General features: G+C 66.6%; 22 protein-coding genes. 11 read left to right on the top strand and 11 right to left on the bottom strand.

Annotation, left to right across the window (positions count from 1 at the left end):
- Positions 1-8 precede the first annotated feature (8 nt).
- Positions 9-347 carry a P-II family nitrogen regulator gene (locus IE266_RS01285; RefSeq protein ID WP_189678219.1) on the bottom strand — a complete coding sequence of 113 codons (339 nt, stop codon included), beginning with the start codon at positions 345-347 and terminating at the stop codon, positions 9-11.
- 254 nt (positions 348-601) lie between these two features.
- Between IE266_RS01285 and IE266_RS01280 the strand changes: the two genes are divergently transcribed.
- Positions 602-2,827, top strand: coding sequence for a transglycosylase domain-containing protein (locus tag IE266_RS01280; RefSeq protein WP_189678218.1), 2,226 nt, complete (start codon positions 602-604; stop codon positions 2,825-2,827).
- Positions 2,828-3,026: 199 nt separating this feature from the next.
- On the opposite strand, the gene IE266_RS01275 is transcribed toward IE266_RS01280, so the two are convergent.
- Positions 3,027-3,635, bottom strand: coding sequence for an MlaC/ttg2D family ABC transporter substrate-binding protein (locus tag IE266_RS01275; protein ID WP_189678217.1), 609 nt, complete (start codon positions 3,633-3,635; stop codon positions 3,027-3,029).
- Complete coding sequence (locus tag IE266_RS01270) at positions 3,625-4,410, bottom strand: MlaA family lipoprotein (RefSeq protein WP_189678216.1); 786 nt, start codon at positions 4,408-4,410, stop codon at positions 3,625-3,627. The genes IE266_RS01275 and IE266_RS01270 overlap by 11 nt, the downstream gene beginning before the upstream one ends.
- Before the next feature lie 231 nt (positions 4,411-4,641).
- Here IE266_RS01270 and IE266_RS01265 point away from each other — a divergent pair, with 231 nt between their 5' ends.
- The 6 genes from IE266_RS01265 to IE266_RS01240 all read left to right on the top strand — a co-directional run bounded on the left by IE266_RS01265 (position 4,642) and on the right by IE266_RS01240 (position 10,481).
- Complete coding sequence (locus tag IE266_RS01265; protein WP_373310474.1) at positions 4,642-6,339, top strand: type I secretion system permease/ATPase; 1,698 nt, start codon at positions 4,642-4,644, stop codon at positions 6,337-6,339.
- A complete protein-coding gene (locus IE266_RS01260; RefSeq protein WP_189678214.1) occupies positions 6,336-7,634 on the top strand; it encodes an HlyD family type I secretion periplasmic adaptor subunit in 1,299 nt (432 codons plus the stop codon). Before IE266_RS01265 ends, IE266_RS01260 begins: the two co-directional genes overlap by 4 nt.
- 72 nt (positions 7,635-7,706) lie before the next feature.
- Entirely contained in the window at positions 7,707-8,165 is a 459-nt protein-coding gene (locus tag IE266_RS01255; protein WP_189678213.1) for a RidA family protein, read from the top strand.
- Complete coding sequence (locus IE266_RS01250; protein ID WP_189678212.1) at positions 8,162-8,929, top strand: glycerophosphodiester phosphodiesterase family protein; 768 nt, start codon at positions 8,162-8,164, stop codon at positions 8,927-8,929. The genes IE266_RS01255 and IE266_RS01250 overlap by 4 nt, the downstream gene beginning before the upstream one ends.
- Before the next feature lie 47 nt (positions 8,930-8,976).
- Entirely contained in the window at positions 8,977-10,164 is a 1,188-nt protein-coding gene (locus IE266_RS01245) for a GNAT family N-acetyltransferase (RefSeq protein WP_189678211.1), read from the top strand.
- Complete coding sequence (locus tag IE266_RS01240; RefSeq protein WP_189678210.1) at positions 10,164-10,481, top strand: 4a-hydroxytetrahydrobiopterin dehydratase; 318 nt, start codon at positions 10,164-10,166, stop codon at positions 10,479-10,481. Before IE266_RS01245 ends, IE266_RS01240 begins: the two co-directional genes overlap by 1 nt.
- A 180-nt stretch (positions 10,482-10,661) precedes the next feature.
- Here the strand turns inward: IE266_RS01240 and IE266_RS01235 are convergent, their stop codons facing one another.
- Positions 10,662-11,150 carry a peroxiredoxin gene (locus IE266_RS01235; protein ID WP_189678209.1) on the bottom strand — a complete coding sequence of 163 codons (489 nt, stop codon included), beginning with the start codon at positions 11,148-11,150 and terminating at the stop codon, positions 10,662-10,664.
- A gap of 85 nt (positions 11,151-11,235) precedes the next feature.
- On the opposite strand from IE266_RS01235, the gene IE266_RS01230 reads away from it, so the two are divergent.
- Positions 11,236-12,441 (top strand): NAD(P)/FAD-dependent oxidoreductase, encoded by a 1,206-nt coding sequence (locus IE266_RS01230; protein WP_189678208.1) that lies wholly within the window; start codon positions 11,236-11,238, stop codon positions 12,439-12,441.
- Positions 12,438-12,995, top strand: coding sequence for a 16S rRNA (guanine(966)-N(2))-methyltransferase RsmD (rsmD, locus tag IE266_RS01225; RefSeq protein ID WP_189678207.1), 558 nt, complete (start codon positions 12,438-12,440; stop codon positions 12,993-12,995). Before IE266_RS01230 ends, rsmD begins: the two co-directional genes overlap by 4 nt.
- 91 nt (positions 12,996-13,086) lie before the next feature.
- Here the strand turns inward: rsmD and IE266_RS01220 are convergent, their stop codons facing one another.
- From IE266_RS01220 to IE266_RS01205, 4 genes are all read right to left on the bottom strand, one after another.
- Positions 13,087-14,286 (bottom strand): cytochrome P450, encoded by a 1,200-nt coding sequence (locus IE266_RS01220; protein ID WP_189678206.1) that lies wholly within the window; start codon positions 14,284-14,286, stop codon positions 13,087-13,089.
- Between the two features lie 135 nt (positions 14,287-14,421).
- Positions 14,422-16,395, bottom strand: a complete 1,974-nt coding sequence (locus IE266_RS01215; RefSeq protein ID WP_189678205.1) for a vWA domain-containing protein — start codon at positions 16,393-16,395, stop codon at positions 14,422-14,424.
- Positions 16,392-16,928: an RNA polymerase sigma factor gene (locus IE266_RS01210; RefSeq protein ID WP_189678204.1), complete on the bottom strand. Its 537-nt coding sequence runs from the start codon at positions 16,926-16,928 to the stop codon at positions 16,392-16,394. The genes IE266_RS01215 and IE266_RS01210 overlap by 4 nt, the downstream gene beginning before the upstream one ends.
- A 135-nt stretch (positions 16,929-17,063) precedes the next feature.
- A complete protein-coding gene (locus tag IE266_RS01205; protein ID WP_189678748.1) occupies positions 17,064-20,021 on the bottom strand; it encodes an ABC transporter transmembrane domain-containing protein in 2,958 nt (985 codons plus the stop codon).
- Positions 20,022-20,249: 228 nt separating this feature from the next.
- On the opposite strand from IE266_RS01205, the gene IE266_RS01200 reads away from it, so the two are divergent.
- Complete coding sequence (locus tag IE266_RS01200) at positions 20,250-20,636, top strand: DUF3307 domain-containing protein (RefSeq protein ID WP_229863854.1); 387 nt, start codon at positions 20,250-20,252, stop codon at positions 20,634-20,636.
- A 61-nt stretch (positions 20,637-20,697) separates the two neighbouring features.
- On the opposite strand, the gene IE266_RS01195 is transcribed toward IE266_RS01200, so the two are convergent.
- Positions 20,698-21,918, bottom strand: a complete 1,221-nt coding sequence (locus IE266_RS01195; RefSeq protein ID WP_189678202.1) for a phenylacetate--CoA ligase family protein — start codon at positions 21,916-21,918, stop codon at positions 20,698-20,700.
- 116 nt (positions 21,919-22,034) lie between these two features.
- Here IE266_RS01195 and IE266_RS01190 point away from each other — a divergent pair, with 116 nt between their 5' ends.
- Positions 22,035-22,865, top strand: coding sequence for a hypothetical protein (locus tag IE266_RS01190; RefSeq protein WP_189678201.1), 831 nt, complete (start codon positions 22,035-22,037; stop codon positions 22,863-22,865).
- On the opposite strand, the gene IE266_RS01185 is transcribed toward IE266_RS01190, so the two are convergent.
- Complete coding sequence (locus IE266_RS01185) at positions 22,862-23,692, bottom strand: ABC transporter ATP-binding protein (RefSeq protein WP_189678200.1); 831 nt, start codon at positions 23,690-23,692, stop codon at positions 22,862-22,864. The genes IE266_RS01190 and IE266_RS01185 overlap by 4 nt on opposite strands.
- Before the next feature lie 65 nt (positions 23,693-23,757).
- On the bottom strand, positions 23,758-25,050 hold the full coding sequence (locus tag IE266_RS01180) for an ABC transporter substrate-binding protein (protein ID WP_189678199.1): 1,293 nt from the start codon (positions 25,048-25,050) through the stop codon (positions 23,758-23,760).
- Between the last annotated feature and the right edge of the window lie 3 nt (positions 25,051-25,053).

The raw sequence follows: 25,053 nt of genomic DNA, 5'->3' as shown, positions 1-25,053 counted from the left end.
GGTGTCGCTTACAGCGCGTCTTCGCCGGTCTCGCCGGTGCGCACGCGAATGGCCTGTTCCACGTCGAGCACGAAGATCTTGCCGTCACCGATCTTGCCGGTGCGCGCCGTGTTGCTGATCGTCTCGACCACGGAATCCGCCATGCTGGCGGCAACGATGATCTCCAGCTTGATCTTCGGAACGAAATTCACGGCATATTCGGCGCCGCGGTAGATTTCAGTGTGACCTGATTGCGAACCAAAGCCCTTGATCTCGGTAACCATCATGCCGCGCACGCCGGCTGCGGTCAGCGCCTCGCGGACCTCTTCCAGCTTGAACGGCTTGATTGTCGCTATGATGAGTTTCACCTCTGTCCCCTTCTTTGTCGCAGGCCCCACCTGCACTCGGTGGCCTCAACAAGCGCTGCACCGCCGCAAAAAGGAACATTTTGCGCTAAAGCTTTCGGCTCGGAGTCCGAGAAGTTGCACAATTTTTGCACAAATTTGTAAACTTGCCTAAATTTTGTGCTGAAAACGAATCCCGCTTTTGTCAAACGACCCTCAACAAAGCTTCGGTTAAGGAGTAGTCTGCCGCAAAACCTTCAAGGCCGGGCAGGGCTGCAATGAGTGAAAAATCGAGGCGCACGCCGCCGCTGGTGGCCGACAAGCGCTATGGAGCCACGCGGTCGGTGCAGCCCGCCGCGGCCAGCAAGTCCAAGGCGCCGCCCAAGCCGGGCACTGCCAAGCCCGCCAAATCGAAGACCTCGACCAGCCGACGCGCGAAACCCCGCAAACGCAGCTCCGGCGGCGGCATCGGTGGCTTTTTCCGCAGGGTCTTCGGCTGGATCCTCGGGCTGATCTGGCGGATCACCTGGCGCATCGGCTTCGTCTGCCTGCTGATCCTCGGTCTCGCGGTTTCCTATTTCTACACCACCCTGCCCGAGGCCTCGGCCCTGCTCGATGGCCGCGCACGCGGCTCGGTGACGCTGCAGGATTACGAGGGCAATACCTTCGCCTGGCGCGGCGACCAGTTCGGCGGTGTCGTCACTGTCGATTCGGTCTCGCCCCACCTCAAGCACGCGGTCATCGCCACCGAGGACAAGCGCTTCTACTACCACATTGGCATCAGCCCGCGCGGCATCGCCAGTGCGGTGCGCATCAACCTCTCCGAAGGCCGCGGGCCGCTTTCCGGCCACGGCGGCTCGACCATCACCCAGCAGACCGCCAAGCTGCTCTGCCTCGGCGTCGAATACGTGCCTTCGGAGTGGAAGAGCCAGGCCGAATACGAGGCCGATTGCCGCCGCGGTTCGCTTTTGCGCAAGGCCAAGGAAGCGGTCTTCGCCCTGGCGATGGAAGTGAAATACACCAAGGACGAGATCCTCGGCATCTACCTCAACCGCGCCTACATGGGCGGCGGCGCCTATGGCGCCGAGGCCGCCGCCAAGCGGTTCTTCGACAAGTCCGCCGCCGACCTGACCCCCGCGGAAAGCGCGATGATCGCCGGTCTGCTGACCGCGCCCACCTCGCTCTCGCCGACCAACAACCTCGAGAAGTCGCAGAACCGCGCCGCCGTGGTGATCGGCCTGATGCGCGACCAGGGCTACCTCACCGAGGCCGAGGCCCGCGACGCACTGACCCATCCCGCCCGCCTGTCCGAGGCCGCCGAGGCCCGCGCCGGCGGTTATTTCGCCGACTGGGTGATGTCCGACGGGCCCGAGTATTTCACCCGCAACACCACCGAAGACGTGATCATCCGCACCACGCTCGACCCGCGCCTGCAAAGGGCCGCCGAGGACGCGATGCGCTACATCTTCACCGAGAAGGTCAAGGAAGGCTCCAAGGCTCAGGCCGCCATCGTGGTGATGTCCGCCGACGGCGCCGTCCGCGCCATGGTCGGCGGCCGCGACACCCGCGTGACCGGCGCCTTCAACCGGGCGATTCAGGCCAAGCGCCAGACCGGCTCGTCGTTCAAGCCCTTCGTCTACGCCACCGCGCTCGACCTCGGCCGCTCGCCGCTCGACACGGTGATGGACGAACCATTCTGCATGAACATCCCCGGTTCGGGCCAATGGTGTCCGGACAACTACACCCGGCAGCACTACGGCCGCATCACGCTTGCCCAGGCGTTGCGCGACTCGCTGAACGTGCCGGCGGTGAAGGTCTCGGAATCGGTCGGCCGCGAGAATGTGCGCAAGGTCGCCGAGGGCTTTGGCATCAAGAGCGACCTCGCCCTTGGCCCGGCCCTGGCGCTTGGTGCCTCGGAAAGCACGCTGCTTGAGATGACCGGCGCCTATGCCGGCATCCTGAACGGCGGCTCGGCGGTAACGCCCTACGGGCTTACCGAACTGCGCCTGCTCGGTGAGAACGAACCGCTGATCGGCGCCGCCGGCGGTATCGGCGAGCGCGTGATCCGCACCGAGGCCGCGCAGGAGCTAATCTGGATGATGGAGAAGGTGGTGAGCGAAGGCACCGGCCGCCGCGCCGCCATCCCCGGTTGGCAGGTCGCGGGCAAGACCGGCACGACCCAGGCCGCGCGCGACGCCTGGTTCATCGGTTTCACCGCCGACTATGTCACAGGCGTCTGGATGGGCTATGACGACAACACGCCGCTTTCGGGGGTTACCGGCGCCGGCCTGCCCGCCGAGATCTTCCGCGAGACGATGGTGCGCGTGCACGAGGGGCTGACCCCGAAACCGCTGCCGATGCTTGCTCCGGCGGGCGCCTCCGAGGCGCTCGACCCATCGGCAAACCGGGATCCGGTCGGCTCGGGCGTCGAGCGCTTCCTGCAGAACCTGCTCGGCGGTGGCGGCGAAGGCAGCCAGAACATCGTCAGGAACCCCGAGCGATAAGCGCAGCCTGCGCGCGTCACCCCTGGCGCAACCGCCTCTCCCCATGTGCCGCGCAAACCCCTCCCCCTGCAGGGGGAGGTTCGGGGAGGGGGCAAAATGGGCAATGGACAGGGCGGCAGCTCCGAAGCCACCGGCCCCCCAAAGCAAAAGGGGCGCCCCATGGACGCCCCCATATTCTGTCAGGCCGGAAACCTCTGACTCAGCCGACCTTCGCCAAGTCCGCGATCAGCTGGTCGATGTTGCCCTTGCGCCGGTCCAGCATCGCGCCGATCTCGGTGCGTTCGGTCTGCAGAAGGCTCACGCCCTCGATGAACATGTTGAAGAACCGGTCCCGTCCCGATTTGTCGGAGACCAGGAAGATGACCTCGAACGGCGCTTCGCCGCTCAGATAGGCGGTGGTGCGGATCTCGTAGCCGGCCTTGATCGGGCGCGCGGTCTTGACCTCGATCTTGCCGCCGATGAATTCGCGGAACCGTTTGCCGTATTTCTTCGAGATATAGCCCTGGAACACCTTGGTGAACGCTCCGAGCTGCGCATTCGAGGCGCGCCGGGCATCCACGCCAAGGGCGTAACGGGCGATCGTGGGCACATCGGCGTAGTGCGCAAAGATGCCCTCGAAGTCGCGGATCATCGCCGCCTCGGACTTGCCCGAGGCGATCACGCGGTTGATCTCGGCGACAACGGTGTCGACCAGCTTGCGGGCGCCGGCCTCGGACAGCGCCAGCACGGGCGCGGGCAGCATCGCGAGGCCAAGCGCGCTCAGCGCGGTCGCCGTGAAGGAGCGTCGGGTGAAAGAATTACTCGGCATAGGGGTCCTCGTAGGTGTCGTCCGGGAACGTATCGTCATAGGGATCAGCATAGGTCTCCGACCCCGCCCCGACCAGTTCGAAGCGCCGGTTCTGCAGGTAGATCACCCGCGCCTGCGCGTAACTGTCTTCACTTTCATAGAGAATCGAGTCGATCGTATCGGCGAATTTCCCCCGGTCGCCCATCCGCTGCACGATTTCGGCATAGGCCGTGATGTTGTCGGCCGGGTTGTTCCTGGCATAGCCGATCGGGTTCAGGAAGAAATCGACCAGGGTGCCGGCCGCGTCGCGCTCGGTCGAGGGGCCCAGTATCGGAAGCTCGACATAGGCGCCTTCGCGCGCGCCCCAGACATAGAGCGTCTCGCCGAAATCGGTCTGCGCCGGCGGCAGGCCGAACTCGGTCGCCGGGTCGGCAAGTCCGGCAAAGCCGATGGTGGTGTTCATCAGGAACCGGGCCAGCGCCTGTCCGAACAGCTTCGGATTGCCCTGCAGCAGCGCGTTCACCATGTTCTTGGGCATCGAGAGGTTGTCGGCGAAGTTCGAGAAGCTCTCGACCATCGGGTCGGGCACGACGGTGACATAGCCCTTTGACGCAGGACGGAACGCCGCCCGGTCCAGTGCGATGTTGAAGGCGTGGATCTTGCGGTTGGTTTTCTCGTAGGGGTCGAAGTAGTCGCCCGAGCTGGTCATAGGCCTGTCAGGCTTTGAACATCCCGCGACCAACAGGGCAAGAAGCGCGACGATTGCTATCCTGGCAGGTTGAATCTTGAGATGCATGCTATCACTTTTCCACTCGACCGAATCCACGCCGGCACCACCCGCCTATTTAGGTCAAACTGACGCGGTTCACAGGCATTGCTGTCTCCCTTAATGAATTTGTGGCGGGAATGAAACATACAGAGGCTGCCATCGGCGGGTTCATCCTGATAGAGTCGCCGAAACAGGCACCGAACGCACAAGAACAGAAGGGCAGAGTAGGTGGTTAAGCACAGTCCCGGACGGGAGGAATTGCGCAAGGTCCGCAGGGAGAGCCGCTCGCTCTACTGGTTTGTCGGAATTTTCAGCTTTGTTGCCAACATGCTGATGCTGACCGGACCGCTCTACATGCTCCAGGTCTATGACCGGGTGCTCGGCAGCCGGTCCGAGGCGACGCTGGTGGCGCTCTCGCTGCTGGTGGTCTTTCTCTACGGGATCATGGGCATCCTCGACCACACCCGCGGGCGAATCATGGCCCGCGCCGGCGCCCGCTTCCAGGCGGCGCTCGACAAGCGGGTGTTCGATGCGATGATCCGCCGCTCGGCCGTCGCGCAGGATCCGGTGGCCCAGACCGGCCTTGCCGACCTCGAGTCGGTGCAGCGGCTGATCGGCTCGCCCGTGCTGATGGCCGCCTTCGACCTGCCCTGGACGCCGATCTTCCTCGCCGGGATCATGCTGTTCCATCCCTGGCTCGGCTTCCTCGCCCTCGGCGGCGGCGCGACGCTGGTGCTGATAACCCTGCTCAACCAGCTGTTCTCGCGCACGCCGATGCTCCAGGCCAACGTGACCTCGCACAAGGCCTCGCTGATGTCGGACGAGATCCGCAACGAGGCCGAGATGATCCAGTCCATGGGCATGCGCGGCGCGGCCTTCCGCCGCTGGAAGGTGGCGCGCGACACCTCGCTGGGCCAGACCGTGCTGGCCAACGACGTCTCCGGCTCCTTCTCGTCTATGACCAAGACGCTGCGCCTGTTCCTGCAGTCGGCCATGCTCGGCCTCGGCGCCTACCTGGTGCTCCAGGAGGAAATGACCGCCGGTGCGATGATCGCCGGTTCCATCCTGATGGGCCGCGCGCTTGCCCCGATCGAGATGGCGATCGGCCAGTGGGCCATGGTGCAGCGCGCGGTCAAGGGCTGGCACAGCCTCGTCGACCTGCTCGACAAGGTGCCCGCCGAACAGCCCCGCACTGCCCTGCCAAAGCCCAAGGCGCTGCTCGACGTCCAGTCGCTCACCATCGTGCCGCCGGGCGAGAACCGCGCTTCGCTCAAGACTGTCACCTTCCGCGTCGAGCCCGGCCAGGCCGTCGGCGTCATCGGCCCCTCGGGCGCCGGCAAGTCGACCCTGGCGCGCGCCCTTACCGGCGTCTGGCGTCCCGCCGGCGGCATGGTCCGCCTCGACGGTGCCGCGCTCGACCAATATGCGCCCGACGTGCTGGGCACCCATATCGGCTATTTGCCGCAGCGCGTGACCCTGTTCGACGGCACCGTGGCCGAGAACATCGCCCGCCTGAGCCCCGAGCCCGACCCCGAGAAGGTTGTCGCCGCCGCCAAGAAGGCCGCCGCGCATGACATGATCCTGCGGCTGCCCGATGGCTATGACACCAAGGTCACCGCCGGCGGCGGTCGCCTCTCCGGCGGCCAGATGCAGCGCATCGCGCTGGCCCGCGCCCTCTATGACGACCCGGTGATCGTGATCCTCGACGAACCCAACTCCAACCTCGACAACGAGGGCTCGCAGGCGCTCAACCACGCCATCCGCTCGCTCAAGGCCGAGGGACGCTCGTGCCTCATCATGGCGCACCGCCCCGCCGCGATCCAGGAATGCGACACGCTGCTGATGCTCGACCAGGGCACCCGCGCCGCCTTCGGACCCAAGGAGAAGGTTCTGCGCGAAATGGTCGCGAACCACGAGGAACTGCAGCGTTCCGCCGCCATGGGAGGCGTGCGATGAGCGAATCCGCCTGGTCGGCCAAACGCCACATCACCGTCGGCCTGATCGCCCTTGTCGCCCTGCTGGGCGGCTTCGGCACATGGGCCGTCGTCTCGCAGATCTCCGGCGCCATCATCGCCTCGGGCCGGATCGAGGTCGACCGCAACCGCCAGGTGGTGCAGCACCCCGACGGCGGCGTCGTCGCCGAGATCCTGGTGAACGAAGGTGACACTGTCGAAGCCGGCCAACCCCTCATCCGCCTCGATTCCGCCCTCCTGCACTCCGAGCTGCTGATCGCCGAGAACCAGCTCTTCGAACTGCGCGCCCGCCGTGGCCGGCTCGAAGCCGAGCGCGACGGCGCCGAAACCATCACCTACGACAAGGAACTGATGGAAGCCGCCGCCAAGAGCCCGGATGTCGCCGAACTGGTCGACGGCCAGCAGCGGCTCTTCGTCGCCCGGCGCGAGTCGATCCAGAAGGAGGTCGAGCAGCTGGACAAGCGGCGCGGCCAGATCCGCAACCAGATCAACGGCATCGGCGCCCAGCAGACCTCGATGCGCAAGCAGCTCGAACTGATCGACGTCGAGCTGAACAACCAGGAATCCCTGCTCAAGCGCGGTCTCGCCCAGGCCGGCACCGTGCTCAACCTCCAGCGCAACGCCGCCAACCTCGAAGGCTCGCTCGGCGAACTCGTCGCCTCGCAAGCCCAGGCCGAGGGGCGCATCACCGAGATCGACATCGAGGTGCTGAAGCTCGGCACACGCCAGCGCGAGGATGCCATTTCGCAGATCCGCGACCTGCAATACCGCGAGCTGGAACTGGCCGAAAAGCGCCGCTCGCTGCAGGAGCGTCTGAACCGGCTCGACATCACCGCGCCGGTTTCGGGCATCGTCTACGGTCTCCAGGTCCACACCCTGCGCGCGGTCATCCGTGCCGCCGAGCCGGTGCTCTACATCGTGCCGCAGGACCGCCCGCTGGTCATCGCCGCCCGGATCGAGGTCATCCACATCGACCGCATCTTCGTCGGCCAGGAGGTTGCCCTGCGCTTCTCCGCCTTCGACCAACGCGAAACACCCGAGCTTTTCGGCACCGTCACCCAGGTCTCGGCCGACGCCTTCGAGGACCAGAACCGAGGCATCTCCTTCTACAGGGCCGAGATCAAGCTGAACGAAGGCGAGGCCGACCGCCTGCCCAAGGGGTCGACGCTGATCCCCGGTATGCCGGTCGAGGCCTTCATCAAGACCGAGGACCGCTCGCCGCTCGGCTATCTGGTCAAACCGATGGCGGACTACTTCACCAAGGCGTTCCGGGAATAGGTTTCGGCCTTTTCCCGGCCGCCCGGCCCCGCTAGGTTTCGGCCGAAACCAGCGTGAAAAGGAGCCGTCCCCATGAGCATCGCCAGCAAACTCGCCGAACTTGGCGTCACCCTGCCCGACGCGCCTGCCCCGGCCGCGAACTACGTGCCCTACGTGCGCACCGGCGACATCCTCTACGTCTCGGGCCAGGTCTCCAGCGGGCCCGGCGGCTTCATCACCGGCAAGCTGGGCGACGACATGGATGTCGCGGCAGGCGCGGCGGCGGCGAAGCAATGCGCCATCAGCCTGCTGGCCCAGGTCAAGGCGGCCTGCGGCGGCGACATCGACCGCCTGGTGCGCGTGGTCAAACTGACCGGCTTCGTCAACTCGACCGCCAATTTCACCGAACAGCCCAAGGTCATCAACGGCGCCTCCGACTTCCTGGTCGAGGCGCTGGGCGATGCCGGCCGGCACGCCCGATCTGCCGTCTCGGCCGCCGCCCTGCCGCTGGGCGTCGCGGTCGAGATCGAAGGGATCTTCCAGATCAAATGAGCACTCTGCCCGAGGTCTTCCGCCGCCTGCCCATCGCCCATCGGGCGCTGCACGACAAGGCCGACAGGCGGCCCGAGAACAGCCGCGCGGCGATCCGCGCGGCGATGGCCGCCGGCTACGGGATCGAGATCGACCTGCAGCTCTCGGCAGACGGCCAGGCCATGGTCTTCCACGACTACGACCTCGAGCGGCTGACCGGTCAGAAGGGCGCCCTGCGTCAGCGCAGTGCCGCCGACCTCGGGCAGATCGCACTGCTCCACGGCGATGGTGAAGGCATCCCGACCCTGGCCGAGGTGCTGGCGCTGGTGGCGGGACGCGCGCCCCTGCTGATCGAGCTCAAGGACCAGGATGGGGCCATGGGCACCAACCTCGGCGGGCTCGGCGCCGCGACGGCGGCCGCGCTCAAGGGTTACAACGGCCCGGTCGCGCTGATGTCCTTCAACCCCAACGCGGTGGCCGAGATGGCGACGCTTCTCCCCGAGCTGCCGCGTGGAATCACCACCTCGGACTATGACACAGCCGACTGGCCGCTCAGCCAGGATACCTGTGACCGCCTGCGCGAAATCCCCGATTTCGACCGCACCGGATCGAGCTTCATCAGCCACGAGGCGCGCGACCTCGGCCGCCCCCGCGTGGCCGAACTGAAAGCGCGCGGCGTGCCGATCCTCTGCTGGACGATCTGCTCGCCCGAAGCCGAGGCAGAGGCGCGCAAAATCGCCGACAATATCACTTTCGAGCGCTACCTCGCCGCCATTCCGGCTTGATCGCCGCGCCCGAAGGCACAGATTAGGAGGGGCGCGACGGGGAAGGCATGGACCAGGCTCAGATCGAAATCCGGGTGTTCGGCTCGCTCTCCCAGATCGCCGCGGAAGAGTGGGACGCCTGCGCTTGCCCCGAAGCCGCCGAGGGCGGCCGCCCCATCGACCCCTTCACCACGCATCGTTTCCTGAAGGCGCTGGAAGACAGCGGCTCGGTCGGCCGCGGCACCGGCTGGCAGCCGCAGTATCTGGTCGCCACCGCCGACGGCATGACCATCGCCTGCGCGCCGATGTATGCCAAGAGCCATAGCCAGGGCGAGTATATCTTCGACCACTCCTGGGCCCATGCTTTCGAACGCGCCGGCCGCCGCTACTACCCCAAGCTCCAGATCGCCGTGCCCTTCACCCCGGCCACCGGTCGCCGCTTCCTGGTGCGGCCCGGATATGAAGAGATCGGGATGCCCGCGCTGATGGAAGGCGCCGTCCGCGTGGCCGACGCCCATAACATCGAGACCGTCCACGTCACCTTCTGCACCGAGGCGGAGGCCGAGGCCGGCGCCTCGATGGCCCTGCTCGTGCGCGCCTCGCAGCAGTTCCACTGGGAAGACGACGGCTACAAGACCTTCGAGGGCTTCCTCGCCAGCCTGTCGTCGCGCAAGCGCAAGAACATCCGCAAGGAACGCGAGGCCGCCCAGGCCTTTGGCGGCACCATCCGCACGCTTACCGGCGACCAGATTGAACCGCGGCACTGGGACGCCTTCTGGCAGTTCTACCAGGACACCGGCAGCCGCAAATGGGGCTCGCCCTACCTCACCCGCGCCTTTTTCGACATCGCCCACCAGACCCTGCGCAACGACATCGCGCTGGTCCTGGCCGAACGCGACGGCCGCCCCGTCGCCGGCGCGCTCAACTTCATCGGCCGCGACACGCTTTTCGGACGTTACTGGGGCTGCATCGAGCATCACCCCTTCCTGCACTTCGAACTGTGCTATTATCGGGCCATCGACTTTGCTCTCGCCAATGGCATGACCCGAGTCGAGGCCGGCGCCCAGGGCGAGCACAAGCTGGCGCGCGGCTACCTGCCGACGCAGACCCACTCGCTGCACTGGATCGGTGATCCGGGCTTTGCCGAGGCGGTGTCGCGCTTCCTCGAGGCCGAACGCGCCGCCGTCGAGGAAGAGATCGAAGTGCTGACGAGTTACGGGCCGTTCAGGCGCATCGACGTGGAGGAACAGGAATAATGACCGAGAAACTGTCGGAAGAGACGCGCGGCACGTTGCTCAAGCCGCTCTTCCAGTCAGGCTGGAAGATGGTGGATGGCCGCGACGCGATCACCAGGACCTATCACTTCGCCGATTTCGTCGATGCCTTCGGCTGGATGACCCGCGTGGCCTTCTGGGCCGAGAAATGGAACCACCACCCCGAATGGTTCAACGTCTACAAGTCGGTCAAGGTGGTGCTGATGACCCATGACGTGAACGGCCTCTCGGCGCTCGACGTCAAGCTGGCGCGCAAGATGGACGCGCTGGCGCCGCAGGTCGAGCCGGTCGGAGATTGAACGAGATCGAGGCGCCGTGCGGCGCCACGCCTCCTGTCTCGTCTCCGGCCTGCGGCCTCCGCCTCGGGCGCCAGGCCTTCGGCCTGACGCGTGCCTCCGGCGGGAGGTATTTGGAAAGAGAAGAAACTGGATGCGGGGGGCAGCGCCCCCCGACCTGTTCAAGGCAGGAATAGCCCCGGTTCAGAGCGCCGCGAGCATCGATTCGCCGCCCGAGATATCGCACTGGCCCGCGGCCGGCTCCTCGTTCAGGATGCTGACCTTGCCGTCTTCGACCAGCATGGCATAGCGCTTGGACCGCCCCAGCAGCCCGGCGGGCGGCGCGTCGAAGTCCATCCCGATCGCCTTGGTGAAGGCGCTGGTCGGATCGCCCAGCATGGTGATCCCGGCGGCGGTCGCGCCGGTTGCCTCGCCCCAGGCCTTCATCACGAAGGGATCGTTGACCGAAACGCAGATCACCTCGTCGACGCCCTTGGCCGCCAACTGGTCCTTGGTGCGGATGAAGCTCGGCACATGGGCCATCGAGCAGGTCGGCGTATAGGCGCCCGGCACCGCGAAGATCACGACCTTGCGGCCCTTGACCTTGTCGGCCAGGGCAACCGCTTCCGGCCCCTTTTCCCCGATCTGAACGAGAGTTGCTTCCGGCAGTGTGTCGCCCTTGGAAATAGGCATGCTGTTCCCCCTTGTTGGAATTGCCGTCCGTGTTGTGGCGCATATAGGGTGCGTTCACAAGAAGACGAGGAAGAAGGAGCAAGGGATGAGCGGAACAATCGTGATCGGCGCCGGGCAGGCGGGATCGTCGCTGGTGATGAAACTTCGCAAGGAAGGCTATGCCGGCCCCATCACCCTGATCGGGGCCGAGCCGGTCGTCCCCTACCAGCGCCCGCCGCTGTCCAAGGCCTACCTGCTGGGTGACATGGCGCTCGAGCGGCTGTTCCTGCGGCCTGAACAGGTCTATGCCGAACAGGACATCGCCCTGCGCCTCGGCACGCCCGTCACCGCGATCGACCCCGCCGCGAAGACGGTGCGCCTGGGCGGTGAGACGCTGGCCTATGACATGCTGGCGCTGACCACCGGATCGGACCCACGCCGCCTGCCGGCGGCCATCGGCGGCGACCTGGGCGGCGTTTTCGTGGTGCGCACCCTGGCCGATGTCGATGCCATGGCCCCCCATGTGGTCGAGGGCAAACGCACGCTGATCGTCGGCGGCGGCTATATCGGGCTCGAGGCGGCGGCGGTGGCCGCCAAGCGCGGCGTGCAGGTCACCCTGGTCGAGATGGCCGACCGCATCCTGCAACGCGTCGCCGCGCCCGAGACCTCGGACTATTTCCGCGCGCTGCACCGCGCGCATGGCGTCGACATCCGCGAAGGCACCGGCCTCAGGCGCCTGATCGGCGAGAACGGCCAGGTCAGCGGCGCCGAACTGGGCGACGGCAGCACGCTCGCGGTCGATTTCGTCGTGGTCGGCGTCGGCATCGCGCCCGCCACCGCGCTGGCCGAGGCGGCCGGCCTCGTCCTCGACAACGGCATCGCGGTCGACGGGCTGGGCCGCACCTCGGATCCGTCGATCTGGGCGGCGGGCGACTGCGCCTCCTTCCCCTATCGCGGCGGCCGGCTGCGGCTGGAAAGCGTGCCCAATGCCATCGATCACGCCGAATGCGTGGCCGCCAACATGCTGGGCGCAGCCTGCGACTATGTGCCGAAACCCTGGTTCTGGTCCGACCAATACGACGTCAAGCTCCAGATCGCCGGGCTGAACGCCGGCTATGACCGCATCGTCACCCGCCGGGGCGAGGGTGCCACCGCCTCGTTCTGGTATTACCGGGGCGAAACCCTGCTGGCGGTCGACGCGATGAACGATCCGCGTGGCTACATGATCGGGAAGCGGCTGATCGAGGCGGGCAAGTCGCCCGACCCCGCCGCCGTCGCCGACCCGGCCACCGACCTGAAGTCGCTGATGTGAGGATCATCGCCGGAGAGTTCCGCGGCCGCGCGCTGGCCTCGGTTGGCAAGGGCGATGCGGCGGCGCATCTGCGCCCCACCGCCGACCGGGTGCGCGAGAGCCTGTTCAGCGTGCTGACCCATCTCGACGTGATCGAGGGGGCGCAGGTGCTCGACCTCTTTGCCGGTACCGGCGCGCTGGGGCTCGAGGCGCTGTCGCGCGGCGCGGCGAAGGCCACCTTCGTCGACAGCGGGCGGGTGGCGCAGGGGCTGATCGCCAAGAACATCGCCCTGACCGGAACCGCCGCCCGCGCATCCCTGCTGAAGCGAGAGGCCGCTCGCATCGGCCCCAACCCCGGCTTGCCCTGCACGCTGGTCTTCCTCGACCCGCCCTACGGCCTCGACATGGGCGGCCCGGCCTTGCAGGCCGCCGCGCGCGAGGGCTGGATCGCGCCGGGCGCGCTGATCGTCTGGGAGGAGAAATCGGCCCAGCACGCCCCCGAAAGCTATGACCTTCAGGACGCGCGGCGCTATGGCGACACCTGGGTGACGCTTCTGTGGAAGGTCGACGCCTGAGACGGCCGGCGCATCGGGGGCGCTGCCCCCGTCTCCCTGCGGTCGACTCCCCTGGAGGTATTTATCAAGAAGAGAAGCGAGGGCGGGGCGCCTAGCAGCGGATGTGCATCTGGGATACCGCCCGCACCGCGCCGTAGCCGCGCAGCACCGGGGGCGGGCCGTCGAGGGCCATGTGGGGCAGGTGGCGGGCGAGGGATTTCAACGCCTCTTCCAGTTCGATCCGGGCCAGGGCCTCGCCCAGGCAGCGGTGCGGGCCGCCGCCGAAGACCGGGTGAAGGCGGGGGTGGTCGGTGCGGGTGATGTCGAAGCGGTCGGGGTCGGCATAGACCGCCGGGTCGCGCAGCGCGGTCAGCATCGAGACAGCGATCAGTGACTGCGGCGGGAAGAGCACGCCCTCGATCTCGCGGGGCTCAGTCGTGAAGCGGACCAATGCGCCTATCACGGGATCGAAGCGCAGCCCTTCGGCGACGGCAGGGGCGGCCCAGGTCTCGGGGTCCTCGACCACCATCGCCCATTGTTCGGGGTGTTGCAGCAACTGAGAGACTGTGGCGGTCAGCGCGCCGCGCGTGGTGTCGGAGCCAGCGACGATCAGGCCGAGGATCTGGGCGCGCACCTCGTTCTCGTCGAGCGGGCCGCCGCGGACGCGGTCGAGGAAGCCGGTGAGCAGGTCTTCTTCGGGATGATCGCGGCGGCGGGCGATCAGCCTGTCGACGTAGTCCTGCAGCCAGCCCATGTCGTGATCGGAGGCGATGCGCACCTCGTCCGAGCAAAGCGACAGGCCGCGGATCGCCGAATAGACATGGTCGGCGAAGAAGGGGATGTCCTTGTCGGGCGCGCCGACAATGGCGGCGATCATCTGCGCCGGCAGCGGCCCGGCCAGCGCAGTGAGGAAGTCGACCGAACCCGCGCCGGCGAGGGGGGGGACCAGCGCCTCGGTCCGGCGGGCGACCTCGGGGCGCAGTTCGGCGATCAGCTTGTGGGCGAAGCTGCGCACCAGGGGGCCGCGGCGGTGGCGGTGCGTTTCATCGTTGGCGAAGAGCATCACGCCGCGCACGAAATCGAACATCGGGCCCGAGGCGACGCCAGCCGCGCGCATGGTTTCAAGCTCGACCTGGCGGGTCCAGCGGTCGTCCATGATGAGGTTGAGATGCGCCATGGAAAAGGCCGAGACGATGCCGAAACGGTCGCGCGCGAAGGGGCCCTGCGCGCGGGCATTGGCCATGAACTGGTGATCGGTCTGGCCCTGGATATACTCGGGGAACTGCGGGATATCGCGGATCTTCAGGGGCATGGCCTGGCTCCATCGCGGGCTATCGTCCTATCCTAGCAGAAAGTCGGCGGTGTCGTCCCGTGACCCGACGTAAACGCGGGTCGGCCCGGACGGGGACACGTCCGGGCCTGGGGCCTTCCGGTCGGTCGGGGAGGACTACCGCGCCGAAAGGCTTTGGGCGAGGCGCATCAGCTGCACCGCCTCGGCCCTGTAACCGAAGGCATCCTCGCCCTTGTTGGCATTGGCCAGCGCGATGGCGTCGCCCCAGCTCCAGTCGCCGATGTAGGTCGAGCCGCGCAGCAGTTGCCCGAACCCGGCGATGGCGATGGCGAAGCCGGCGTCGGGTTGCGGGGCCAGGTCGGCTGTGATCGGCATTTCAATCAGCTGGCTGGTCTGTTCACCCGGTGCCTTGTAGCGCAGGCGCAGGAAGCCGAGTTCATCTGCATCGCCCTGTGCCACACCGGCAGGCTGGTAGCGCAGCGGTTCGGTCAGTTGGGCGGGCGAACCGACCGGCGTGATCTCGTAGAGCGCGGTGACGGACGTGCCCGCGCCGATATCGCCGGCATCGACCTTGTCGTTGTTGAAATCCTCGCGGTTCAGCGCGCGGGTTTCGTAGCCGATCAGCCGGTATTCGGCGACGGTGGCGGGGTTGAACTCGACCTGGATCTTCACGTCGTCGGCGATCGGGAAGAGCGCGCCCGACAGCTGGTCGACCAGCACCTTCTGCGCCTCGGAGAGCGTGTCGATATAGGCCGCCGTGCCGTTGCCGTTCTGCGCCAGCGCCTGCATCGTCGCGTCGTCCAGGTTGCCGCGCCCGAAGCCGAGCACGCTCAGGTAGGTGCCGGACTTGCGCTTGCCCTCGATGAAGGTCTTCAGCGCCTCGGGGTCGGAGAGGCCGACGTTGAAATCGCCGTCGGTCGCCAGGATCACCCGGGTCACCTCGCCTTCGGACTTCATGCTCTCGGCCACCGAATAGGCCTGCTGCAGCCCCGCCTGCCCGGCGGTCGAGCCGCCCGCGCCGAGGTTGTTCAGCGCGGCGAGGATCTTGTCGCGCTCGCTGGCCTTGGTGGGGGCCAGCACCTCGCCGGCGCTGCCGGCATAGGCGACGATGGCGATCTGGTCCTCGGGGCGCAGCTGGCCCAGCATCAGCGCGAAGGATTGCTTGAGCAGCGGCAGCTTGTTCTGTGCTTCCATCGATCCCGAGGTGTCGATCAGGAAGACCAGATTCAGCGCCGGGCGGTCGGCGATGGCGGGCAGCGCGCCCTGAATGCCGATCTGCACGATCTGGGTGCCGGGGTTCCAGGGCGTCGGGCTGACCGAGACGGTGGGCCGGAAGGCTTCGCCATTCTCGGGTGCGGGGTAGGCATAGGGGAAGTAGTTCACCATCTCCTCGACCCGCACGGCGTCGGGCGGCGGCAGCATCCCGTTGGTCAGCGAGTTGCGCACTACCGCGTAGGAGGCCGTGTCGACGTCGATCGAGAAGGTCGAGACCGGGTCGTCGGCGGTGATCTTCAGCGGGTTCTGCCTGGCGTTTGCGAAGGCCTCGGTGTTCTCCTCCGGTGCGGCGATCATGTCCTGGGGCATCGGCCGGACGATCCCGCCGATCGGCGTATTGTTCAGCGCGACGCCACGGACCGCGCGGCCGGCTTCCTTGGCGAACATCTGCGGCATCGGGGCAGGGGCCGGCTCGGCGACGGGGGCGGCCGCGACAACAGAGGCGCTGTCGGCCACGGCGTCGTCCTGCTCCATCTTCTGCTCCGCGGCTTCGCGTTCGCGGGTCTCGGTCATGACGGGCTTGGCCGCTTCGCTGCGTGTGGCGATCACCTCGGTCGCGTCACGCGGGGTCAGCAGGCCCTGGCCCAGCGGGGTCAGCGTGACAAAGCCGATGGCAACAAGCGCGGTGGTGGCGGTCAGCCCGCCGCGGGTGGTCATGAAGTTCAACATCTGACGTGCTCCTGTCCAGATGCCCCAACCGGGGCGATCTGACGTGAGACGCGCCTCGTCGCGCGATCCTTGGAGATCGGCGAAATTTTTCTGCGCCAGCGCCAGGTGCGCGGCTTTCTTCGCGGCATCCGGGGCCGGGGTTGCGGCCTTCATCGCCGCCTTCAGGTCGTCGAGATCGTCGCTCATCGCTGATCCTCCGTCGCGCGCAGGGCGCGCAGGTGTTTGCGGGCCTCGGAGACCCGCCAGCTGACCGTGCCTTCGCCGATGCCCAGCACCTCGCCCGCCTCGCGGTGGCTCATGTCGTCGAGCACCAGGGCCAGCGTGTCACGCAGATCGTCGGGCAGGGCGCGCATGGCGGCGGTCAGCCAGTCGACCTGCGCCGCCGTCTCGGCCATCTCGGCCTGGCGCGCCAGTTCCCAGTCGCCCCAGCCCTCGGCGGCCTTGCTGGCCGTCGCCTGCCGACGCCGCCGGTCATGCGCGGCGTTCACCGCGACGCGGTAGAGCCAGGTGCCGAAACGCGCCTCGCCCCGGAAGGCGGCCAGCTTGGCGGGCAGGGCGGCGCAGATGTCCTGGGTCAGGTCCTCGGCCTCGGCGCGGCTGCCGGTGAGGCGGAAGGCCAGGCCGAACAGCGAGTCATAGCGGCGTTCCAGCAGCGCCCCGAAGGCCGCCGCATCGCCGCCCGCCGCCGCGCGGGCCAGGTCTTCTTCGCTGGTGTTCATGCGCATCACGTTCCTTGGACGCGCGACGGGGGTCAATCCTTGGTGCAGGGGGAAAGATTTTTTCAAGGAGCTTGGGGAATCGCTCAAGGACGGCCACAAGCACCATCCCGCCCGGAGCAATGTGGCGAAGCAGTGCTAGTTCGACACGTATTTCGCCACGACCTGGAGCAGCTTGAAGGCCATCGCCGCGTCGTTCTCGACCACGGCGAGGAACTCGGCCGCGCCGATCCGCAGGCAGCGCAGGTCTGTGTCGGCGACCATCGACAGGGCGCGGGGTTCGTTGCGGATCAGGCCCAGTTCGCCCACCAGCTTGCCGGGCCCGGCGGTGGCGATCAGCAGGTCGTCCTCGCCGTCGCGCGGCAGGTAGAGGCCGGCCTCGCCCTCGAGGATCAGGAAGGCGCCATCGGTCGGCGGGTCGTTCTTGAGGAAGACCACCTCGCCCTTCTTGGCGTCGTACCAACGGGCGCCGAAGGCGAGCAGGCGGAGCTGCTTGCGGTTCAGAGTCGAGAACATCTCTGTCTGTTCCAGCGCCCGCATCTTGCGCGCCAGGTCCGCCGTGGCGGCGGTATCGTCTCCGGATGTGCGGCTCATGTCGTCGCTCTGGATCCGTCCCTGCTGCAATTCGAATACCACGTCGAAGGCCCGGTCGTCATCGAAGGATTCCGCAAGGTGCACGATGGTGGTGTCGGGCAGCAGGTCGCGCAGCGTCCTGGCCACCGAGGCGCGGGTCTCGGGCGAGTAGGAGGCCAGCACCTGGTCGAGGATCAGCACATCGGGCCGCTTGATCGCGGCGCGCGACAGCGCCAGCGGCTCGGCGACGAGGGCGGGCACGTTCGCGCCGCCCAGGGCGACGGGCAGGTCATAGATCAGCTGCACCACGCCTTCCTGCGCGCCGCCGTCGATCAGGACCGGCGCGACCTGGCGCTGGATCTCTTCGGCGCGGCCGCCGGCATCCTTGGAGATGATGCCGAAGAGCGCGTTTTCGAGCACGGTCAGGCCGGGCGCGAAGCTGCGCGGATCGAGCGGGGCGAAGAGATCGCCGAAGGTGCTGACCAGCATCCCCGAATGGCTCTTCCGCAGCTCCAGCACGCGCGTCTTGATGCTGTCCGGGAAGGCCGGGCCGATCTGTTCGGCCGAGACGCGGAGTGGCACGGTCAGCAGGGTCGCGAGGTCCTCGTCGCTGAGCGCCTCGGCTGCCGAGTTGCGGGTCTTTTCGACCAGCGCGACGGCGGCCTCATAGCTGCCGGTATCGAGGCCGAGGTTGCGGAACAGCGGGTGTTCGGTGCCGTCCATGCCGAAGATCTGGCGCAGCATGTCGATCACTTCGCGGTTCAGCGTGACCAGCGTTTCCTGAAGGTCGAGCTTGCGCAACTGCTTGAGGAAGGCGGTCTGGCCGGCCAGAAGCTCGGCGGTGATCGGTCGGCGGGCGGTGGCGAACAGCAGGTTCTCGATCACCGGCAGCGCCGGGTTGTAGTGGCGCACGTCGAAGAAATGGACGTGTTTGCCAAGGCCGGCCTCCTCGACCGCGATACGCACGTTCACGCGCTGCTGCACCAGGCGCCGGGCGAGGTCAGGATGGCCTTCTTCGTCGAAAGTCTGGTCGAGCCCGCGGCGGAACAGGGCATTGCCCGGCCCCATCCCCTCGATCAGGTGCAGCCACCAGTCGCGCATCTCGGCGCTGCTGGTGTAGCCGCCCGTCGACGGGTCGAGCCAGTCAGCGTCGAAAGCGTCGCTGCTGTTGCCCGCGCGCAGGGTCTCGGCAAAACGGTCTTCGTCTTCGGACGGGCCCATCGGATGGCTGCGGATCGGCATCATGACGTTGTCGCCGAAGCTGCCCTGGAACAACAGCGGCCGGGACGAGGCCAGGCCGACCCGGGCCGCGACCACCGCGTGATGCAGCGTCCGGAGGTCTGTTTCACCGATGCGCACCGCCCCGGCCGAGGGCACCACTTCGCGGGTCAGCAACTCGCCGAAGGCGCGGCGGTCCTCGTTGCTGGGGGCGATGATGCCGATGGTGCCGCCGCCAGGCAGGGTGGCGTTCAAATCCTCGAGCACGGGGTTGCCGTCCTCGTCGCGCAGGGTAACCCGGTCGAGCACGATGTCGCCGCGCAGGTTGGGGATCGGGTCGGGCTGACTGGTGAAAAGCGCGTCGTCCAGCAGGCCGTCGGGCGCAAACCGTTCGGTGACGACCTCCCAGCGCAGGCTCATGTCCTGGGTCTGGTTGTAGTAGTCGAGCAGTTCCTTCCAGGGGCTCGACAGGTCCTTGTAGGCCGCCAGCGCCGCCACCAGAGCGCCCAGCGAGACGGCGCCCTGCAGTACCAGGTAGCCCCCGATCGAGAAGAAGAAGAAGGGCGTCAGCTGGCCGATGAAGTTGTTGATGAACTTCATGAAGAACTTCTTCTGGTAGATCTCGAAGCGGATCTCGTAGTTGCGTCCCAGAAGTGACGAGATCTCGGCCAGGCGCCAGCGCCAGCCGCCGTTGGCCCGCAGCGCCGAAACGCCCGCCGCGCTTTCGCCGATATTGGCGGCCAGCACGCGCACCTGCTGGATGCGCTTCTTGTTGAGCTGGTTGATCTGGCGTTGCAGCCGCGGGATCAGCCAGGCCTGCAGCGGGATCATCGCGCAGGCGGCGAGGCCGAACCAGAAGCTCTGGAAGAAGAGGAAGCCCAGGATCGTCGCCATCTGCCCGGCCTGCAGCACCGGCTGGCTGATCGCATCGCCCATAAGCCCGCCCATCGGCTCGCTCTCGGCGGTGATCATCGAGACCAGCTCGCCCTGGCTCACCCGTTCGAAGTAGGGCTGGGGAAATCGAAGGATCCGTGCGATCAGCTGGTAGCGAAAGCGCCGCAGCATCCGCTCCGAAAGGATGCCCTTCATCGTGTTGATGCGCATCTTCACCAGGCCATGCGCCAGCACCGAGAGCAGGAAGGCAGCGCAGAGAATGGCCAGGAAGGTGACCTGGCTGACCTCGTATCCATAGACGTCGATGATCGAGGACTTGGCGCCGATGGCGTCGTTGATGATCCGCTTGGGCAGTTCGAGCGTCAGGTAGAGCAGCGGAAAGAGCGTCGCGGTCACGGCCAGCAGGATCAGCTGGTCGCGCTTGGAATATTTCCAGATGAATCGGAATAGCGTCGGTTCTATGGCTCCGCCCCGATGTCTCGCCCGCCGCGCGCGACCGCCGTCGCCGCATTGCGATACATGCTAGCAAGCCCTCCCCGTTGTGCGCAAATGCTAAAACATGCCGGTGTCGAGCCTGTGGATTGCAGGGCGCGGTTTAAGGCCCTAAGCTGACCTGAAGCAACCATGCCGGAGGCCGCATTGGCCGGACACGTGAGCACTGTCCTGATCCTGATCTGCCTTTTGCAGATCAAGCACATGTTTGCCGATTACTTCCTGCAGACTCCGCGCATGTTGGAAGGCCGCAGCAACTACTGGCACCTGGGGCGCGCGGAACATGCCGGGGTGCATGTCCTCGGTTCGATCATCGCCCTGCTGCTGGTCGGCGCGCCTATGCTTTTCATCCTGGTGCTGGTCGTCATTGAATGGGTTGTCCATTTCAACATCGACTGGGCCAAGGCGCGTTACAGCGAGAAGAAGGGCTTTGGACCCTACGAGGCCGGCTACTGGCGCGCCAACGGGTTTGACCAGGCGCTGCACCAGCTGACCTATGTCGCCATGGCCTGGGCCTTCATCGAATTCGCCTGAGCCGTGAACGAAAACAGGGCCCGTCGGGCCCTGCTGCCGTCTCTGCAGAGGTGCTGGCGCCTCAGTCGTAGCGGCGCTGGTCCTCGATCACCAACCCGTCGCGGGGCAGGGATCCGGGGGCGACCACCTCGACTGCGCCCTTGAGCTTGAGCACCTCGGCCACGGTATTGGCATAGGCGGCGCCGTCGTTGCCGGGGGCCTCGACCTGCACGGTCAACGTGTCCATCTCGCCCTCGCGCCGGGCGATCACCCGCGCCTTGACGATCTCGGAGTGGCGCGCCACCAGCGCGGCTACCTGCTCGGGGCGGATGAACATGCCCTTGACCTTGGTGGTCTGGTCGGCCCGGCCCATCCAGCCCTTGATGCGCCGGTTGGTGCGGCCGCAGGGCGACTGCCCCTCCAACACCGCGCTCATGTCGCCGGTGGCGAAGCGGATCAGCGGGTAGTCGGGGTTGAGCGTGGTCACCACCACCTCGCCGACATCGCCGGGCGCAACCGGGGTGCCGGTGCCGGGGGTGACGATCTCGACCACGACGTGTTCGTCCAGGATCATCCCCTCCATCGCCGGGCTTTCGTAGGCGATATTGCCGATATCGGCGGTGGCATAGGATTGCAGGCAGAGGATGCCGCGGTCGCGGTAGTGCTGGCGCAGCGAGGGGAACAGTGCGCCGCCGCCCACGGTCGCCTTGGTGATGCCGAGGCTGATGCCCATCTCCTCGGCCTTGTCGAGGATCACTTTCAGGAAGTCGGGCGTGCCGGCATAGGCCGTGGTGCCGACGTCGCGGGCGGCGATCACCTGCAGCTCGGTCTGACCGGTGCCGGCGGGCAGCACCGCCGCGCCCACCGCGCGGGCGCCGTTCTCGAACAGCATCCCCGCCGGGGTCAGGTGGTAGCCGAAGCAGTTCTGCACGATGTCGCCCGGCCCGATGCCGGCGGCGTGGAGGACACGGCCGAAGCGCCACCAGTCCCGTGCCGCGCCGCCCGGTTCATAGATCGGCCCCGGCGACTGGAAGATATGCGCATAGCCGGAGGTGGGCAGCGCGGCATAGCCGCCGAAGGGCGGATTGGCGGCCTGGGCCTTGCTCAACTCGGACTTGCGCAGCACCGGCAGGGCGGCCAGCGCCTCGGCCGAGGTGATCGTCGCCGGATCGACGTCCTTCAGTGACTCGGCGTAGCCCGGCAATGCCTTGGCGCGGGCGATCTGGGCGGGCAGGTCGCGGGCGAGCGCCGCGGCCCTCTCGTCTGCACTACGGGTTTCGAGCGCGTCGAAATAGCGGGTCATCTTCCCCTCCATCCTGCTGCGGTCCGGCGCATCTGCGCGGGATTTGATCTGGAACAAGGCCGACGCGAATGCGCCGGTGCTAACTGGCGGTGCCACGTGACAGGGGAGGAACCTTCATGCCGCATACCGAACATGACCGCCGGGTCCGTTTCGACGACAGCCATGCCATCATGGAGGTCGACTTCTCGGAGTTCGACTTCGATACCTCGGCCAAAGTCAACGCCTTCTACGACCGCATCGAGGAACGCATCGCCGATACCGGCGAAGAGCAGTGGTTCTTCCTCGTCAATCTGCGCGACATGCGCATCGATCCGAGCGCCTGGCTCGCCTATTCGCGCCGTGGCCGGGCGCTGAACCATGCCCATTCCATGGGTTCGGTGCGCTATGACGGTTCGGACGTCACTCGCGAACAGATCCTGCGCGCCGCGAATACCGATGCCTTCGATCCCAACCTCTTCGCCACCCGCGAAGAGGCGATCGAACGGATCTCGGCCATGCCCAACACGCGCCGCCCCAAGGTGGCCCACGAACGCTCGCACGCCTTCCACGACTATGTCCGCCGGCTGACCTTCGACGAGGCGCGGCGCGTGATGGAGGTCGACTTCTCGCATTTCACCTTCAACAACAGCCGCGACGTCAACGAGTTCTACGACTACATCGAGAACCGCATCCGCGAGACCGAGAAGCGCTGGTATTTCCTCGTCAACCTCAACGGATGCGAGATCCTGCCGGCGGCCTGGGTGCAATATGCCCATCGCGGCAAGAGGCTGAACACCGCCGCCTCGTTGGGCACGGTGCGCTTCGCGGCGGGGTCCGAGACCGAGACCGACATCCGGCTGCGCGCCGAAAGCCAGGGCTTCGATCCGAACATCCGCAACACGCGCGAGGACGCGCTGGCACGGATCGCCGAGATGCATGCGGCAAGGCTGCAAGGCGCGACCTCCTAGCTCAGCCAGCGCTTGCGGCGCCGGTAGGAGCGCACGTCGCGGAACGACTTGCGCCCCTCGTCGGACATGCCGAGGTAGAATTCCTTGACGTCCGGATTCTCGCGCAGGTCGGCGGCGGGGCCGTCCATGACCACGCGGCCGGATTCCAGGATATAGCCGTAATGCGCAAAGCGCAGGGCCACGTTGGTGTTCTGTTCGGCCAGCAGGAAGGAGACGCCTTCCTTCTCGTTCAGATCCTTCACGATGCCGAAGATCTCTTCGACCAGCTGCGGGGCGAGACCCATCGAGGGTTCGTCGAGCAGGATCGTCTCGGGCTTGGCCATCATCGCGCGGCCGATCGCGCACATCTGCTGCTCGCCGCCCGAGGTATAGCCGGCCTGGCTGCGGCGGCGCTCTCTCAGGCGCGGGAAATACTCGTAGACCTTCTCGAGGTCTGCCATCATGTCGGATTTGCTGGCCTTGCGGGTATAGAAGCCGGTCAGAAGGTTCTCTTCGACCGTCAGGTGGCCAAAGCAGTGCCGGCCTTCCATCACCTGGATCACCCCCTTGCGCACGATGGCGGCGGGGTCGGCGTGCTGGATGCTTTCGTCGCGGTAGCGGATCGAACCCTTGGTGACCTCGCCGCGCTCGGAGGCCAGCAGCCCCGAGATCGCCTTGAGCGTCGTCGTCTTGCCGGCGCCATTGCCGCCGAGCAGGGCAGTGATCCCGCCCTTGGGAACCTTCAGGCTGACGCCTTTCAGGACGAGGATCACGTGGTTGTAGATCACCTCGATGTTGTTGACCTCGAGAAGGGTGTCCTGCGTGGTCGAGGCGGTGGAGTCGAGCATGGCGGTTCTTCCCGATGGTGCTGAGGATCCCCCGGCGGTGGGTCCGCCGGGGGAGGGGGCAGTGCTTACTTGCACTCTTCGTTGATCGGCCAGGGCGCATTGGCCGCGGCGTATTCAGCGGCCTTCTCTACCTCGAGCGGCTGGATCGAAGCCGAGTCGGGGGTGAGGTGGTCCGACGCTTCGACGAAGGCCTTGCCGTCCCATTCCAGCACCCAGCCACCCGAGTGGCCGGTGTGGTCGGAGCAGCTGGTCTTGAAGGGCGCGACCATGCCGGTCATGCCCAGCTCGGCCAGGCGCTCTTCGGTCACGTTCAGGTTCTCAAGGCCCCAGCGCAGCTGTTCGGCGTTGATCTCGCCAACCTTGAAGTGGTCCTGCGCCGCCTTGATCCCCTCGGCCAGGATCATCGAGATGACCAGACCGCGGTTGTAGAAGACCCCCGACATTTCCTCGGGGTTCGACTGGCTCTTGCCGGCATCGACCACGTATTTCTTGATATCGGCCTGGATCGCCGCGTCGAGCATCGGACGCGAGAAGCTGATCGACTTGTAGCCCTTGCCGTCCTCGCCGACGATCTTCAGGTCGGCGTCATGACCCGACCACCAGGTACCGATGAAGTTCTCCATCGGGAACTTGGTCTTGACCGCTTCGGTGATGGCGCCGGCGTTCATCGCGCCCCAGCCCCACATGATTACATAGTCCGGACGCTCGCGGCGGATTTGCAGCCACTGCGCCGACTGGTTCTGCATCTCCTTCAGGCCAACCGGAATCGGCAGCAGCTCGAACCCGTGCTGCGCGGCCTTGGCTTCCAGGAAGGGCAGGGGCTCTTTCCCGAAGGGGTGGTCCAGGTGCAGGAAGGCGATCTTCTTGCCCTTCAGGTTGTCGAGATTGTCCTGGCTGATGAACTTCAGGATCATCGAGGCCGCATCCCAGTACGAGCCAGGCGCGTTGAAGGCCCACTGGAAGACCTTGCCGTCGGCCATCGGCGAGAAGCCGTAGCCCGGCGCAAGGATCGGGATCATGTCGACGTTGGTCTTGGGAAGGACCTGCAGGGTGATGCCGGTCGACCAGGGCTGGGTCACGACCGCGCGGCCCTTGGTCTTCTCGTAGCATTCCACGCCCTTCTCGGTGGAATAGCCGGTTTCGCATTCGTCGAATTCGATCTTCACGCCGCCGATGCCGCCATCGCGCTCGTTGATCATGGTGAAATAGTCTTTCTGACCATTCATCAGCGGAATGCCGGTCGCGGCGAAGGGGCCGGTGCGATAGCTGAGGTTCGGCGCGTAAATATCCGCCGCCGCGCTGGTGCAGAGCCCTGCCGCGACCGTCGCGGCGAGTGCCATTTTGGTAAAGTGCTTCATAAG

The organism is Seohaeicola zhoushanensis (assembly GCF_014656415.1).
In the GTDB taxonomy this organism is placed as follows: domain Bacteria; phylum Pseudomonadota; class Alphaproteobacteria; order Rhodobacterales; family Rhodobacteraceae; genus Seohaeicola_A; species Seohaeicola_A zhoushanensis.
This window is presented reverse-complemented; position numbering and strand designations above follow the sequence as displayed.